General features: G+C 67.5%; 13 protein-coding genes. 12 read left to right on the top strand and 1 reads right to left on the bottom strand.

Annotation, left to right across the window (positions count from 1 at the left end):
* Positions 1-38: 38 nt before the first annotated feature.
* Entirely contained in the window at positions 39-203 is a 165-nt protein-coding gene (locus JWQ91_RS16490) for a DUF2188 domain-containing protein (RefSeq protein WP_366521385.1), read from the bottom strand.
* Between the two features lie 365 nt (positions 204-568).
* Between JWQ91_RS16490 and JWQ91_RS12945 the strand changes: the two genes are divergently transcribed.
* The 12 genes from JWQ91_RS12945 to JWQ91_RS12890 all read left to right on the top strand — a co-directional run bounded on the left by JWQ91_RS12945 (position 569) and on the right by JWQ91_RS12890 (position 13968).
* Positions 569-1465 (top strand): fumarylacetoacetate hydrolase family protein, encoded by an 897-nt coding sequence (locus tag JWQ91_RS12945; RefSeq protein ID WP_297784749.1) that lies wholly within the window; start codon positions 569-571, stop codon positions 1463-1465.
* A complete protein-coding gene (locus JWQ91_RS12940; protein ID WP_297784746.1) occupies positions 1462-2679 on the top strand; it encodes a glycoside hydrolase family 88 protein in 1218 nt (405 codons plus the stop codon). The genes JWQ91_RS12945 and JWQ91_RS12940 overlap by 4 nt, the downstream gene beginning before the upstream one ends.
* Positions 2676-3527 carry an IclR family transcriptional regulator gene (locus tag JWQ91_RS12935; RefSeq protein WP_297784743.1) on the top strand — a complete coding sequence of 284 codons (852 nt, stop codon included), beginning with the start codon at positions 2676-2678 and terminating at the stop codon, positions 3525-3527. Before JWQ91_RS12940 ends, JWQ91_RS12935 begins: the two co-directional genes overlap by 4 nt.
* A 34-nt stretch (positions 3528-3561) precedes the next feature.
* The gene (locus JWQ91_RS12930) at positions 3562-4671 is read left to right on the top strand and encodes a sugar ABC transporter substrate-binding protein (RefSeq protein WP_297784740.1); all 1110 of its coding nucleotides are present in this window, start codon (positions 3562-3564) and stop codon (positions 4669-4671) included.
* Complete coding sequence (locus JWQ91_RS12925) at positions 4671-6185, top strand: sugar ABC transporter ATP-binding protein (protein WP_297784737.1); 1515 nt, start codon at positions 4671-4673, stop codon at positions 6183-6185. The genes JWQ91_RS12930 and JWQ91_RS12925 overlap by 1 nt, the downstream gene beginning before the upstream one ends.
* An 80-nt stretch (positions 6186-6265) precedes the next feature.
* Positions 6266-7216, top strand: coding sequence for an ABC transporter permease (locus JWQ91_RS12920; RefSeq protein WP_297784734.1), 951 nt, complete (start codon positions 6266-6268; stop codon positions 7214-7216).
* 10 nt (positions 7217-7226) lie between these two features.
* A complete protein-coding gene (locus tag JWQ91_RS12915; RefSeq protein WP_297784732.1) occupies positions 7227-8663 on the top strand; it encodes an aldehyde dehydrogenase family protein in 1437 nt (478 codons plus the stop codon).
* A complete protein-coding gene (locus tag JWQ91_RS12910; protein WP_297784729.1) occupies positions 8660-9097 on the top strand; it encodes a MaoC/PaaZ C-terminal domain-containing protein in 438 nt (145 codons plus the stop codon). The genes JWQ91_RS12915 and JWQ91_RS12910 overlap by 4 nt, the downstream gene beginning before the upstream one ends.
* Positions 9097-10308, top strand: coding sequence for a CoA transferase (locus tag JWQ91_RS12905; protein WP_297784726.1), 1212 nt, complete (start codon positions 9097-9099; stop codon positions 10306-10308). Before JWQ91_RS12910 ends, JWQ91_RS12905 begins: the two co-directional genes overlap by 1 nt.
* Positions 10305-11864 (top strand): aldehyde dehydrogenase (NADP(+)), encoded by a 1560-nt coding sequence (locus tag JWQ91_RS12900; protein ID WP_297784724.1) that lies wholly within the window; start codon positions 10305-10307, stop codon positions 11862-11864. Before JWQ91_RS12905 ends, JWQ91_RS12900 begins: the two co-directional genes overlap by 4 nt.
* A 16-nt stretch (positions 11865-11880) precedes the next feature.
* Positions 11881-13524, top strand: a complete 1644-nt coding sequence (locus tag JWQ91_RS12895) for a GMC family oxidoreductase (protein WP_297784721.1) — start codon at positions 11881-11883, stop codon at positions 13522-13524.
* A gap of 9 nt (positions 13525-13533) precedes the next feature.
* Positions 13534-13968 carry a hypothetical protein gene (locus tag JWQ91_RS12890; protein ID WP_297784718.1) on the top strand — a complete coding sequence of 145 codons (435 nt, stop codon included), beginning with the start codon at positions 13534-13536 and terminating at the stop codon, positions 13966-13968.
* Positions 13969-14316: the final 348 nt, after the last annotated feature.

The raw sequence follows: 14316 nt of genomic DNA, 5'->3' as shown, positions 1-14316 counted from the left end.
GTCGTCGTCACCCTCGGCAACCAGGCCAAACGACCTCCTCATGGACTCAAGCAACTAGAGGAACTCGACTTCTTGGCGTTGGGCTGTCGCGCGTCCGGCAGCTTCAGCGTCGACCTGGGGTGGACCGATGATGCGCGGTCGGCGCCGGCGCGGACGACCTGCCAACCGTTGTCGTGCGGGGTGACGTGAACGTTCTTCGCCATTTCGAGGCTGCTTCTGTACTGGCCGAGCCACGAGGCTCGCTTCCCTTCAAGTCTGGACCGCGCAGAATTCACGCAGTTTTACGTCGAGAGGAGCGGTGTGTCGAGAAGAGGTTGAGGCCGGGTGTAGGGCGTGTCGGAGGTGTGACCTGCGGCGCAGCACTCCCCCGAAGGGGGCCTGATTTGCGGGCCCCCACACTGTTTCTTGGCGCATGACTTGACCGATCGATCGATCCCACCTACTGTAATCGGCATCACACGTTAAACAGAACGATGTTCCAAAGGAGCGCAGGGTGCAGATTGTGCAGGTGGGTTCGAGCAGCCGTCTTCGAGTGGCGGTACTGACGGCACCTGCGTCTGGATGGGACGTGACGGACCTGCTTCCCGAGGGGAGCGGGCTCGCTGGAGCGATCGCCCAAGCGCGTTCCGCCGGCCGGGGGACGTTGAGCACGTCGTTGATGGATCTCGCGGCCCGCAGTGATCGTTCCATCACGATCGACTGGGCGACGAACACCTGGACCGACGCCACGGGAGATCACGCCCTGGTGGCCCCCATCTCCGCCCCGGAGGTCTGGGCAGCAGGGGTGACGTACAAGACGTCCCGTGAGGCGCGTCTGGAGGAGACCAACCAGAAAGCCTCCTTCTACGCCGACGTCTACGACGCCGACCGTCCCGAGCTGTTCCTGAAGGACAACGCAGAACGCCGCACCGTGGGGCCCGGGGCGCCCATCGGGATCCGCGGCGACAGCCACCTCACGGTTCCCGAGCCGGAGTTCGCTCTCGTCTTGGATCGAGACGCGAACATCGTCGGGATCACCCTCGGGAACGACGTGACCGCCCGCGACATCGAGGCGGCGAACCCCCTCTACCTGCCCCAGGCGAAGATCTTCTCCTCGAGCTGCGCACTCGGTCCCGCCGTGACCATCTTCGACGAGGCGGTGGCGGTCACCGACCATTTCGACATCACGTTGACGATCACCCGTGGCGGCGCCGAGGTGTTCGCGGGCGAGACCAACACGGGTCAACTCAATCGACGGTTCTCTGACCTGGCGCGGCACGTGTCGCGCTACAACGTCCTCGCGGACGGCACCGTGCTCCTGACCGGCACGGGTGTCATCCCGCCGCTCGACTTCGCGCTGCGTGCGGGCGATGTGGTCCAGATTGCCAGCGCCCAGCTCGGGGTCCTCGAGAATCCCGTCAAGATGATCGACGAGTACCCCTCCGCTGCCCCCGCCCCGCTGGCTGGACAGGGGGTCGACGCATGACCACGTCCACACCTCGCTGGGACCGACTGGTTCAGCTGGCGCAGCAGGAAGGCGCTGCGGGGCTGGCTCACCCGACGACGCACCAGCAGTACACGGAGAACGGCGCGTGGGTACGCCTGCCGATCGACTCGACCAGCGGATGGACCAAGGACGGGTCCTACGACCACGGCAACTGGATGGCCGGTTTCGCCCCGGGCGTCCAGTGGATCGTTCAGCTGGGCACCCGGCCCGCGGGCGAGGTCGCAGCCGAGCAACGTCAGGCGCTGGCCGAGGTCGCGCGCCGCCAGGGCGACACGACCACCCATGACCTCGGATTCCTCTTCCATCCGGCGTTCGCGCTCGGGCAGCAGCTCGGCTATCTCGACGCCGAGGACTCCCGCCCCGGGATCGAGGCTGCGCGCACGCTCGCACGCCGGTTCCGACCGGGCGGCGGCTACATCCAGGCTTTCGGCGAGCTCGACGATCCGCGGGCGCAGGCCACCAGCACCATCGACACGATGATGAACCTCCCGCTGCTCTGGTGGGCCAGCGAGAGCACCGGCGACCTCGAGATGGCGAAGATCGCCTACCGACATGCGAAGAAGTCCGCTGCGCTGTTCCGCGATGACTTCAGCACCTACCACCTCGCGACCTATGACCCTGCCACCGGAGAGGTGCTCGACCGGGGGACGTTCCAGGGGGCCGACAAGGAGTCCTGCTGGACTCGTGGACAAGCCTGGGCCATCGCCGGTTATGCCTGGTCGTACGCGGTCACGGGGGACGAGGGGTTCAGGGAGCTGTCCCGGCGTGCGTGGGACTACTTCGACCATCGCCTTCCCGCCGATGGCGTGGCGCCCTGGGACTTCTCCGACGTCGAGTCCGGCACCGAGGACGCGAGCGCATCGGCCATCGCTGCGCTCGGGGCGCTCATCCTCGCCGAGACCGTCGAGTCCGGCGAGGCCGAGGCCCTTCGCGCGCGAGCCAACAAGGTGCTCGACCTTCTTCTGGAGCACGCTGTGCGCACCGACCAGGACGAGGAAGGCATCCTTCTCCGGTCGTGCTACTCCAAGCCGCACGGCAAGGGACTCGACGGGGCTCTGCCGTACGGCGACTTCTACTTCGTCCTCGCCGTGGCACTGGCCGACGGCGTGCTGCCGTTGTCGCAGATCACGCCACAGATCGACGCGCGCACGCTCCGGGATGCGACGGACGATGACCCTAGGCTCGGCCCATGACAGACATCATTGACAACGGCGACTCAGCGAACCTCGACGAGGGCGTGGCCACCGTCGCCGCAGCCAGTCGAGCCCTCAAGGTCCTGCGATGCTTCTCCACCGAGACCCCGGTGCTCGGTGCCTCCGCGATCGGCCGATCACTCCAGATGCACAAGAGCACCGTGCATCGCCTCCTGGTAACCCTCGAGCGGGAAGGCTTTGTCTATCAGGTGGAGCCCGGTCGATACGCGCTCTCCTACGCCATCCTCGAGCTGGCATCAGCGGTCATCAGCTCGGGCGGAGCACGCGAGATCGTCCTGGAGCACCTCGGCCAGCTCGTCAAGGAGTGCGGCGAGACCGCTCACTTCGCCGTGATGGACTCGGGACAGGTGCTCTACCTCGAGAAGGTCGAGGGCACCTGGTCGCTGCGCATGCCGTCGGCCGTCGGCCGTCGGGTCGCGCTGAACTGCACCGCGCTCGGGAAGGTGCTCCTCGGAGGCCTCCCGGACGACGAGCAGGAGCGGATCGCCCACTCCGTCGCGTGGAAGGCATCGACCTCCAACACGTTGGTGATCCCGGCGGACATCGTCGCCGCGGCCCGGACGGCTCGTTCTGACGGCTACGCCATCGACCGCGAGGAGATCGAGTTCGGTCTGGTGTGCATCGCCGCACCGGTCGTCGATCACACCGGCCAGGTCTGTGGCGGCATCAGCATCTCGGGCCCGACCACACGGATGGACGAACGACTCGACGAGCTCGTGCGACACGTGCGGGCGGCGGCCGAGCTCATCTCCAGTCGGCTGGGTCCACGGGCCCGCACCCTCAGTGGTGCCTCCTTCGAGGTGCTGACCACCCCCAAGCCTGTGTAGCGAACTGCACCGGCACCCCTTTGAGAGGAACATCATGAACGACGCAATCGCAGGGATGAATCGACGCTCGTTGCTGAAGGCGGCCGGCGGCGCGGCGGTGGCACTCGGTTTTGCCCCGGCCCTCGCGGCCTGTGGTGCCGGCGGTTCGTCGGGCGGGAGCGGCGGTTCCACCGCCAGCTACGTCAACAAGAACCTCAACTTCTTCTTCTACACGGTTCTCGTCGAGACGCTCGAGCGCGCCTACAAGGACGCCGGCTACGCGTTCGAGACGACCGATGCCAAGGGTGACGCGGGCATCCAGTTCAATCAGTGGAAGAGCGCGCTGCTCAAGAAGCCGGCGTTCGTCATCGCCAACCCGATCGATTCTGAGAACCTGGTGCCGCTGACCGAGCAGTCCAAGGCCAAGGGTGTGCCCGTCGGGATCATCGACGTCCCGCTGACCGGCGGTAGCGCCGACTTCACCATCGCCTTCGACAACCGCCGCGGCGGCGAGATGGCTGCCGAGAAGACGGTCGAGTTGCTCATCGCCAAGTACGGTCGCGCCGAGGGAACCGTCCTCAACGTGTACGGATCCCTGTCGGCCTCGGTCTGGCGCGACCGCAAGGAGGGGTTCGAGTCCGTGCTGAAGAAGCACCCGGACATCCAGGTCATCTCGCGACCGACGGACACGCTGCAGGAGAAGGCACGCGCCGTGGCCGGTGCGACCCTCTCCGAGTATCCGAAGCTCGACGCCGCGCATGCCCCGACGGACTCCCTGACCCAGGCGATGCTGCCGGCGTTCAAGTCGGCGGGACGTCTGGCTCCCGTCGGCGATGACAAGCACATCATCCTGACCTCGATCGACGGCAACCCGTCTGCGCTGAGCTGGGTCGCGGACGGGACGCTCGACGCATCGGTCTCCCAGGATCCTGTCGCCTACGGCCAGATCTGTGTGGAGATGCTCGACAAGTACTCGGTCAAGGGCAAGGCCATCCCGATGGGTGACTACACGAACGACAAGTACGTGTGGAAGACGGCGCCGGTCGTGAAATCGGACGCCGGCCCCCGCATGGTCCTTCCTCCGTACTTCATCGACAAGACCAACGCGAGCGACAAGCGCCAGTGGGCCAACGTCGTCACCTCGTGGGGTCTGAAGGAGAACTGATGCACGGTGATCACCAGCCGCTGCTTGACGTGAGCGGTGTCTCCAAGTCGTTCGGCGGCGTGGCTGCCCTCGAGTCGGTGGACCTTCGAGTCTCCCAAGGGGCAGTACACGGCGTCCTGGGCAAGAACGGGGCGGGCAAGTCGACGCTGATGGCCCTGATCGCAGGGGCGCTCCACCCCGACGCCGGACGGATCGAGTTCGGTGGTGAGGACGTCACGGGGCTGCCGCTGAGCGAACGCAAGGACCGCGGCATCCACCTCATGGAGCAGCATGCCGAGGTCTTCGACCACTTGAGCGTGGCCGAGAACCTCGCACTCCCGCGATACCCCAGGCGCGGGTTCACCATCGATCGCCACACCATGCGGGAGCAGGCGGCAGCGTCACTCAAGGACTACGGCCTGAGCATCGATCCCGATGCCGCCGCCGGGTCGCTCAACCTTCCGCAGCAACGGCAGCTGTGCCTGATCAAGACGCTGCACGATGGCGGACGTCTCGCCATCCTCGACGAGCCCACGACCGCGATGTCGAGAGCCGAACGGCAGAGCCTGTTCGGCTGGATCCGAGAGCTGACCTCGGGCGGACTCACCTTCATCTACATCACGCACTTCAACCAGGACCTGATCGAGATCTGCGATGAGTACACGGTGCTGCGCGACGGCCTGGTGGTCGGACAGGGCGACAGCATGGCGGAGATGACCGGCGGCCAGCTGTCACGGCTCGTGACCGGCGGAGACGTCGACGAGTTCGAGCGCACGGTCCGCGCACCGTCCGACACACGACTCAAGGTGAGGGGTCTCCGGGTCGACGAGGTGGACAGCGCCTCGTTCGACATCGGGAGGGGTGAGGTCGTCGGCCTCGTCGGGCTGCCGGGCTCCGGTGCACGAAGCGTCGCGCGTGCCCTCGGTGGCTTGCAGGCGCCGACCGCGGGAACGGTCGAGGTCGACGGCGAGACCGTCAAGCCGAGCGACCCCGCGGCGGCCCTGAAGGCCGGGATCGCCTACCTGACCCACGACCGCATCCACGAGGGCGTCATCCCGGAGTTCTCCGTCGAGGAGAACCTGCGGGTGGGGAACTGGGCACGGCGGGGACCGCTCGGGCTCATCGACCGAGCACGGATGCGCGAGGGCTTCGAGGACTCGAAGTCTTCGCTCGCCATCCGGGTCGCCTCACCGTCCATGCCGATCAAGGCACTGTCGGGAGGCAATCAGCAGAAGGTCCTGCTCGGCAGACTCGTGGGCCACGAGCCTCGCGTCCTCGTCCTGGACGAGCCCACCGCCGGAATCGATGTCGGTGCCAAGGAGGACGTCCACCGCATCGTCGACGGCTTGACCGATGCGGGCGTCAGCGTCCTGATGCTCGCCTATGACCCCAGTGAGCTCGTCCGCCTGGTCGACCGAGTGATCGTGTTCCACGACGGTGCCATCGCCGCCGAGCTCCGCGGCGACGACCTCACGACTGACAACGTCCTGCGCGTGGTCGCGGACGGTCCACAGAAAGCAGTGAATGCACTATGAGTACAGATCTTCAGAACAGCAAGCGGACCGTCCCCACGGACGGACCGCAGTCGAACCGGTCACGTCGTCCCCAGGGCGGCGTGAGTGGACTCCAGAAGGTCGGGGACGCGGCGCTCGACAACGTCGTCTGGATCATGCTTGTCGTCATCGCGGTCTCGGCCGGGCTGATGAACTCGTTCTTCCTCACGGTGGCGAACTTCCAGAACATCCTGGTCCAGACCACCGTCCTCGGACTCGTCGCCCTGGCTGTGGGCACGGCCCTCCTGATCGGGGAGATCGACCTCTCCGTGATCGGCAACCTCGTCTTCAGCGGCCTGATGGGCGTCCTGCTGATCCGTGACGGCTATCCACCGATCCTGGCCATGCTCGCGCCGATGGTGGCCGGTGCTCTCATCGGACTCGTCAATGGTGTGCTCATCGCGAAGTTCAAGATGAACTCGCTGATCGGAACGCTGGCGATGGGGCTGATCCTGACCGGCGCCGTGCTGGCAATCACCAAGGGCCAGACCCTCACGGTCGACTCCGCCGCGTACGCCTTCGTCGGGAACCAGAGCATCGGCACCTGGCCCGTCATGCCGCTGGTGCTGCTCGTCGTCGCGCTCGGGGCCGGGCTCGTGGCGGCCCGAACGTCCTGGGGCCGCAAGGTCTACGCGACCGGCGGAAACGAGCGAGCTGCTTCAGCCGCGGGCATCCGCACCGACCGCGTCCGCATCCAGGCCTTTGCCGTGGCGGGGATGCTGGCTGGTCTCGCCGGGTTCCTCCAGACGTCCTATCTCACCGGCGTCAACCCGACCGTCGGCAGCGACCTTCTCCTCTACGCGGTGGCTGCTCCCGTCATCGGCGGAGTCTCGCTGCACGGTGGCCAGGGACGCATCCTCGGTCTGATGGGTGGTGCCCTGCTCATCACCGTCGTGCAGGTGGCCCTGCAGATCGTCAGTGTCTCCGCGTACTTCGTCCAGATCGTGGGCGGCGTGCTGATCCTGTTCGCCGTCCTTGTCGATGCCATCCGCATCCGCCGCCAGACCCGCTGAAGGAGCAGAAATGACCACCGTCACCGAAAGCACTCTCACCGAGGTCCGCAGTCCCTCCGACGATGGACTGGTCGGAACCGTGCAGCGAGCGACCCCCGAGGCCATCGACGAGGCTGTCGAGGCCGCGCGAGTCGCCGGCGCGGCTTGGGCCAGGACACCTCGTCACCGCCGCTACGAGCTGATGAACCGGTTCGCGGCTGCACTCGCTCAGGAGTCCGATGCCCTGGCAACGGTGCTGGCGCGAGAGAGCGGCAAGACCAAGAGCGAGACCGTCGGGGAGGTGGCACTGTGCGGCCGATTGTTCCGCGGGTTCGCCGAGCGCATGATGGCCACGACTGACGAAGCCCGGTTCCTCGACACCCAGGCCGGCAGCGAGAGGGACGTCGCCGTGACGAAGGCTGAGCCACTCGGTGTCGTCGTCTCGATCATTCCGTTCAACTTCCCAGTGGAGCTCTTCGCCCACAAGGTGGCTCCGGCCATCGCGATGGGCAACACCGTCGTGGTGAAGGCTCCAGAGGAGGATCCGCTGGCCGTCCAGCGACTCGGCGAGATCATCAAGGAGGTCGGATTTCCCGATCACGTCGTGACGGTGCTCCACGGCGAGGGTGACGTCGGCGCTCGGCTCGTGGCTCACCCCGACGTCAAGGCCGTGTCGCTCACGGGATCGACCGAGACCGGGCTCATCGTCGCTCGCGAAGGGGCCAAGACGCTCAAGCGCGTGTTCTTGGAGCTCGGCTCCAACGACCCGATGATCGTGCTCGAGGACGCCGACATCGAGGCTGCGGTGGACGCCGCGCTGTTCGGGCGCTCCATCGCCAATGGGCAGTGCTGCTGTGCGACCAAGCGGCTCCTCGTCCATGACGCGGTGGCCGATGCCTTCACGGCCGCGCTCCAGCGCGGGGTGGAGGGACTGTCCGTGGGTGACCCGTTGCACGCGGGGACCGACATCGGACCGTTGATCTCAGAGCGCGCAGCTCAGCGTGTGGGCGAGCAGGTGGCGGAGGCGGTCAGCGAAGGTGCGCGCCTCCTGACGGGCGGAAGCCGCGATCGTGCGTTCTTCGCCCCGACGATCCTCACCGACGTGCCCGCCACGAGCGGCGTGGCGGGGGGCGTGGAGATCTTCGGGCCCGTGCTCCCGATCGTCCGGTTCAGCGACCAGGACGAGGCCGTCGAGATCGCCAACCGTTCGCCCTACGGTCTGAGCGGATCCGTCTTCAGCTCCGACGTGCGGCGGGCTTGGGGCTTGGCGGAGCAGCTGGACACCGGCCAGGTCGTCATCAACGGTTCGGGTCTGTACCGGTCCGAGCGTCTCGGGTTCGGCGGCTTCAAGCTCAGCGGGAACGCACGGGAGGGCCTCGACACGACGTTGAACGACTACGTCCGGCACAAGGACATCGTCCTGCCCGGCTTCTCCAGTGCGATCGACGTCATGGAGGCAGCCCGATGAGCGACGAGGCATCGACGTCGTTCCCGGGAGTCGACATCGGCGACGAGGTCGGGACGGCCCGGACGATCAGCGAGTCCGACGTGTACCTGTTCGCCGGACTCACCGGTGACATCGGACCCAACCACACCAACGACAGCTACATGCGGGAGACCGCCTTCGGTCAACGGGTGGCTCACGGGGCCCTGACCTTGGGACTGATGTCGACCTGCTCGACCAAGCTCATCGAGCGGATGGGCAACCCGCCCGTCGTCAACTACGGCTACGAACGGGTCCGCTTCGTGCGGCCGGTGTTCTTCGGGGACACCGTCACCGTGCGCTACATCGTCCGCGAGATCGACGAGGACCGTGGCCTCCTGACGGCTGAGGCCACCGCGACGAACCAGCGCGACGAGGTCGTCGCCGCTGCCACGAACCTGTTGAGGAGATTCACCTGATGACGCCGCCCACTTCAAAAAGTCGACCGCTCGCCGGCATACGCATCGTCGCCTTCACGCAGTTCCTGCTGGGGCCGGCTGCGACCCAGTACCTGAGCGACCTGGGCGCCGACGTGGTGAAGGTCGAGACGCCGACCGGCGCCTGGGAGAGGACGTGGTCGGGCGCCGACACCGTTCGCGGCGACCACAGCGTGTTCTTCGATCTCGCCAACCGCAACGCGCGAAGCATCGCCATCGACCTCAAGTCGCCGGAGGGTGTCGAAGCGGCGAGGGCCCTCATCGGGACGGCCGACGTGCTGCTGGAGAACTTCCGGCCTGGCGTCATGCAGCGGTTCGGCCTCGACTACGACTCGATCCGCGAAGACTTTCCCCAGCTCGTCTACGCGTCGGCCTCGGGCTACGGCGAAGTCGGCGAGCACGCCAAGCTCCCAGGTCAGGACCTGCTGCTCCAGGCCATGACCGGACTTGCCGCCAACACGGGCTCAGCCGGTCAAGGACCGATCCCCGCCGGCGCCGCGGTCGTCGACCAGCACGGAGCGGCCCTGCTGGCGATGGGCGTGCTCGGCGCACTCTTCCAGAGGGTGCGAGAAGGGCGGGGGCAGAAGATCTCCGTCACGATGGTCCAGTCAGCCCTCGACCTGCAGACCGAGGGATTGACCTACCACATGAACGGTGGCGACGTCCGGCCCGCGCAGGAACCGGTCGGGTCCTCGTTCCACCCGGGCCCATACGGGCTCTACGCGACCCTCGACGGTCACATCGCCATCTCGCTCTCACCGGTCAGCGCCGTCCTCGCAGCACTGGGACAGGCTGCCGAGCCGGACCTGGCAGACCCGGCGCAGGCCTTCGTCCGTCGTGATGAGATTCGACGCGCCGTGGCCCCCCACATCGCTCGGCTGACGACGGCTGAGGCGATCGAGCGCCTGGTGGCGGGTGGGGTCTGGACGACCAAGGTGAACGACTACGCCGACGCCCTCGACGAGCCGGCAGTCGCGGCTCTCGAACCGGTGATGACGTACGAGAGAGCTGATGGCCGGACAGTTCGACTTCTCCGGCACCCCGTGACGTACTCCAGCGCCGAGACCTCGATGTTCCGCAACCCGCCGAGCGTGGGCGAGCACACCGAGGACGTGCTCGAGGAGCTCGACGTCGACGCCGACACCATCGCCCGCTGGCGTGGTGCCAACGCATTCGGAAGCAGGCAGGCATGACCATCTCCAAGAGTGACCTTGAGACCAGCACGTTCGTGCAGACCACCGATCCGCGGACGGGGGAACAGCGGGACACCGCCATCCGCGCGACACGTCGCGAGGAGGCCGCGGACGCCTGCATCCGTGCGGGAGCCGCGTTCGCCCAGTACCGAAACAGCTCCCGTCAGCAACGGGCGGCTCTGCTCCGGGCGATGGCCGGCATGCTCGAGGGTCGCCGTGCCGAGCTGGTGAAGGTCGCGGACGGCGAGACTGCTCTGGGGGAGGCGCGGCTCAACGGCGAGCTGACGCGAACGATCTTCCAGCTGCGCTTCTTCGCCGACGTCGTCGACGAGGGTTCCTACCTCGAGGCGACGATCGACCACGCCGGTGACACCGAGATGGGTCCGCGCCCGGAGCTTCGTCGGATGCTGGTCCCCATCGGTCCAGTCGCTGTCTTCGGAGCGAGCAACTTCCCGTTCGCCTTCTCCGTCCCCGGCGGGGACACCGCGGCGGCGCTCGCGACCGGGTGCCCGGTGATCCTGAAGGCCCACGAGTCCCACCCCGAGACGTCGCAGGCGTGCTTCGAGGCCCTGCGAGACGCCGCGGCCGAGGTGTCAGCGCCGGTCGACGTGGTGTCGATCGTGTTCGGCCGCGATGCCGGGGCCGAGGTGGTCCTCCACCCGCAGGTGAAGGCCGTCGGGTTCACCGGGTCGCTCGGCGGGGGGCGCGCGCTGCTGGACCTGATCTCGCGTCGACCCGACCCCATCCCGTTCTACGGAGAGCTGGCGGGGATCAACCCCCTCATCGTGACGCCCGGTGCTGCGGAGGCGCGCGGGAAGGAGATCGGTGAAGGCCTGGCGGCCTCCACGCTCCTCGGCGCGGGTCAGTTCTGCACGAAGCCCGGTGTGGCCCTCGTGCCGGCCGGTGACGCGGGCGATCGACTCGTCGTCGCTGCCGCGGCGGTTTTCGCCGCCCAGGAGCCGCCGGTCATGCTCAACGGGGGCATCGCGGAGTCGTTCGACCGGGGCGCTTCCGAGCGTTCGAGTCTTCCGGGCGTCCGCGTCCGCGGCGAGTCCTCGAACGGCACCGATCGCGGGTTCGCCGTCGCTCCTCGGTTGCTCGAGGTGGATGCTGACGAGCTGAGGTCCGAGCTCCTCGAAGAGTGCTTCGGGCCGCTGTGCGTGGTGATCCGATACTCCGGCCCGGAGCGGCTGACCGAACTCCTCGAACAGCTGCCGCAGTCCCTCACCGCGACGATCCATGCCGAGGACGACGAGTCGATCGACCCGCTGGTCGGCGCTCTCCACGAGCTCGCTGGACGGCTGGTCTTCAACGCGTACCCGACCGGTGTTGCGGTCGCATGGGCGATGCACCACGGCGGCAGCTGGCCGTCGACCAACAGCCTCCACACGTCCGTGGGGGCCACGTCGATCCGTCGCTTCCTGCGTCCTGTGGCCTGGCAGGGTGCGCCCGCGCGCCTGCTGCCTCCTGAGCTGCGGGACGACTTCACCGACATCCCCCGCCGCGTCGACGGACGGCTCCTGCCGGCCGGTCGGCGCCCCAGTACTGAACTCTAGAAAGCGAGACACGAACGTGGAAAGCAGAGAGACGCGACCGGAGGACCTGCCCGACGTCGCGGACATCCTGGTCATCGGGGCCGGCGCGGCCGGATCCGTTGCTGTGAAGGAGCTGGCGGAGAAGGGCTTCAACGTCGTCTGTCTGGAGCAGGGCGACTGGGTCGATCCCGCAGCATTCACCGGTGACAAGCCCGAGTGGGAGCTGTCCAAGCAGAAGCAGTGGCACCCGAACCCCAACGTCCGGGCGAACCGCTGGGACTATCCGATCAACACGTCGGAGTCGGACGTCAACCCGTTGATGTATGCCGCGGTGGGTGGGAGCACCATCCTCTACACCGCCCACTGGGTGCGCATGCTGCCTTCTGACTTCAAGGTGCGGACCCTGGACGGGGTGGCCGACGACTGGCCGTTCACCTATGAGGACCTGGTGCCGTACTACGAGCGGATGGACCGCGAGGTCGGAACGTCCGGTCTCGATGGTGACCCCGGCTACCCCGAGGGGGCCCCCTACCCGTTGCCGCCGCTGCCGATCGGGAAGATCGGACGGAAGGCCGCCGAGGGCATGGACAAGCTCGGGTGGCACTGGTGGCCCGGACCGGCGGCCATCCCGTCGAAGCCCTACCGCCACCGTCCTGCGTGCGTCCGGTTCGGCACCTGCGTGAGTGGTTGTCCGCAGGGAGCGAAGACGACCATGGACGTCACGCACTGGCCTGGCGCGCTCAAGGCCGGGGCGAAGCTCGTCACCGGTGCACGGGTCCGCGAGGTCACGGTCGACAAGAACGGTCTGGCGACCGGCGCCGTGTTCATCGACCGGGACGGGATCGAGCGCCACCAGAAGGCCTCCGTCGTCGTGCTCGCGGCGAACGGTGTCGGCACACCACGGGTGCTGCTGAACTCCACCTCGAACCTGTTCCCGGACGGTCTGGCCAACTCCTCGGGCATGGTCGGTCGTCGACTGATGATCCACCCGTTCGCCGCGGTCACCGGGACGTACGAGGAGCCGCTCGACAGCTGGCTCGGCCCGGCCGGTCAGGCGATCATGTCGCTGCAGTTCTACGAGACGGACGCGAGCCGCGGCTTCGTGCGAGGTGCCAAGTGGAGCGTGATGCCCACAGGCGGCCCGCTGGGCATCCGCGCTGGGTTCAGTGGTCGTCCTGTCGAGGATGAGTGGGGGGACAACTTCCACCACAACCTCACGAGCAACTTCGGCAAGTCGTTCGAGTGGGGCATCATCGCCGAGGACCTCCCGGACGAGGAGAACCGCATCGTGATCGACGACGAGCTCGTCGACGATGCCGGCATCCCGGCACCCAAGGTCATCTACAAGACCTCTGAGAACACCCGCAAGCTGATCGACTTCCACGTCGCGCGGATCCATGAGGCCCACGAGGCTGCAGGGGCGATCAAGACATCGACCACGACGTTGCTTCGGGACTGCGGCTGGCACCTGCTCGGTACGGCACGGATGGGGGAGGACCCGACGAACTCAGTGGTCGACCAGTGGGGTCAGGCGCACGACGTGCCCAACCTCTACGTCATCGACGGCAGCGTGTTCGTCACGTCGTCCGGTCTGAACCCGACCGCCACCATCGCGGCCCTGGCGCTTCGTACGGCGGACCATCTCGTCGCCAACCGTGCACAGCAGCGCGTTTCCCACTAGGAGGAAGACATGAGCCTTACCTACGACCTCACCGTCGGTCTCACCAGCAGCGACCGCGCGGAGCTCGCGAAGCTCGCGGATCAGCTGATCCCGGGGGACGGGACCCAACCGTCAGCCAGCCAGGCGGAGGTTGCGAGCGTCTGGATCGACGAGGCCCTGCGGATCCGTCCGGACCTCAAGGACCTGTTGCACGTGGCGCTCGAGCTCGGTGCTCGCTTCGACGCAGGCGCGGCGATCGACGCCTTGCACCGTGAGCACCCGGACGCGTTCGACGCGCTGGGGACTCTCACGGCTGGGGCGTACTTCCTCAACCCGAGAGTCCGGGCCCTGATCGGGTACCCCGGCCAGGTCTCCGTGCCTCTTCGCGACGACGTCGACACCTACGTCGACATGCTGGAGAAGGTCGTGGACCGCGGGCCGGTGTATCGCCCTACCCCGGGCTAGGCACCGGTCCGGCCGAACCGCGCTGCCGGCTTGGTCGGCGAGGACGGCCTCGACCCGCACCCGCATGTCGCCGGTCATCGGTGGCAGCGCGTCACTCGCGAAGCAACGGGGCTCGGTGTTCTCGCCGTCGGCGGGGTGCGGCTCTCCGGACTCCCAGCGCAGGTTGGAAGACGACGTCGACGTACTGCGTCCGGTCGCCGTTGTCGTAGGTGACGACGTCGGTCACGTGCACGAGCCCCAGGCGGACCGGCGCGGCGCACCATGAGGACGTCGGTCCCACGGGTCACGACGGCGGTCGTCCCGCACGGTCACAGCGGGGTGGTGCCGACCTTCTCGCGCAGCGCGAGG

This window comes from Aeromicrobium sp., assembly GCF_025965075.1.
GTDB lineage: Bacteria > Actinomycetota > Actinomycetes > Propionibacteriales > Nocardioidaceae > Aeromicrobium.
The sequence above is the reverse complement of the archived record's forward strand: the minus strand, read 5'-3'. Positions and strand labels throughout refer to the sequence as shown.

Coding starts and splice junctions, on each gene's coding strand:
- JWQ91_RS12915 (WP_297784732.1), top strand. CDS start 7,227: ATGACCACCGTCACCGAAAGCACTCTCACCGAGGTCCGCAGTCCCTCC.
- JWQ91_RS12930 (WP_297784740.1), top strand. CDS start 3,562: ATGAACGACGCAATCGCAGGGATGAATCGACGCTCGTTGCTGAAGGCG.
- JWQ91_RS16490 (WP_366521385.1), bottom strand. CDS start 203: ATGGCGAAGAACGTTCACGTCACCCCGCACGACAACGGTTGGCAGGTC.
- JWQ91_RS12905 (WP_297784726.1), top strand. CDS start 9,097: ATGACGCCGCCCACTTCAAAAAGTCGACCGCTCGCCGGCATACGCATC.
- JWQ91_RS12935 (WP_297784743.1), top strand. CDS start 2,676: ATGACAGACATCATTGACAACGGCGACTCAGCGAACCTCGACGAGGGC.
- JWQ91_RS12940 (WP_297784746.1), top strand. CDS start 1,462: ATGACCACGTCCACACCTCGCTGGGACCGACTGGTTCAGCTGGCGCAG.
- JWQ91_RS12910 (WP_297784729.1), top strand. CDS start 8,660: ATGAGCGACGAGGCATCGACGTCGTTCCCGGGAGTCGACATCGGCGAC.
- JWQ91_RS12900 (WP_297784724.1), top strand. CDS start 10,305: ATGACCATCTCCAAGAGTGACCTTGAGACCAGCACGTTCGTGCAGACC.
- JWQ91_RS12890 (WP_297784718.1), top strand. CDS start 13,534: ATGAGCCTTACCTACGACCTCACCGTCGGTCTCACCAGCAGCGACCGC.
- JWQ91_RS12925 (WP_297784737.1), top strand. CDS start 4,671: ATGCACGGTGATCACCAGCCGCTGCTTGACGTGAGCGGTGTCTCCAAG.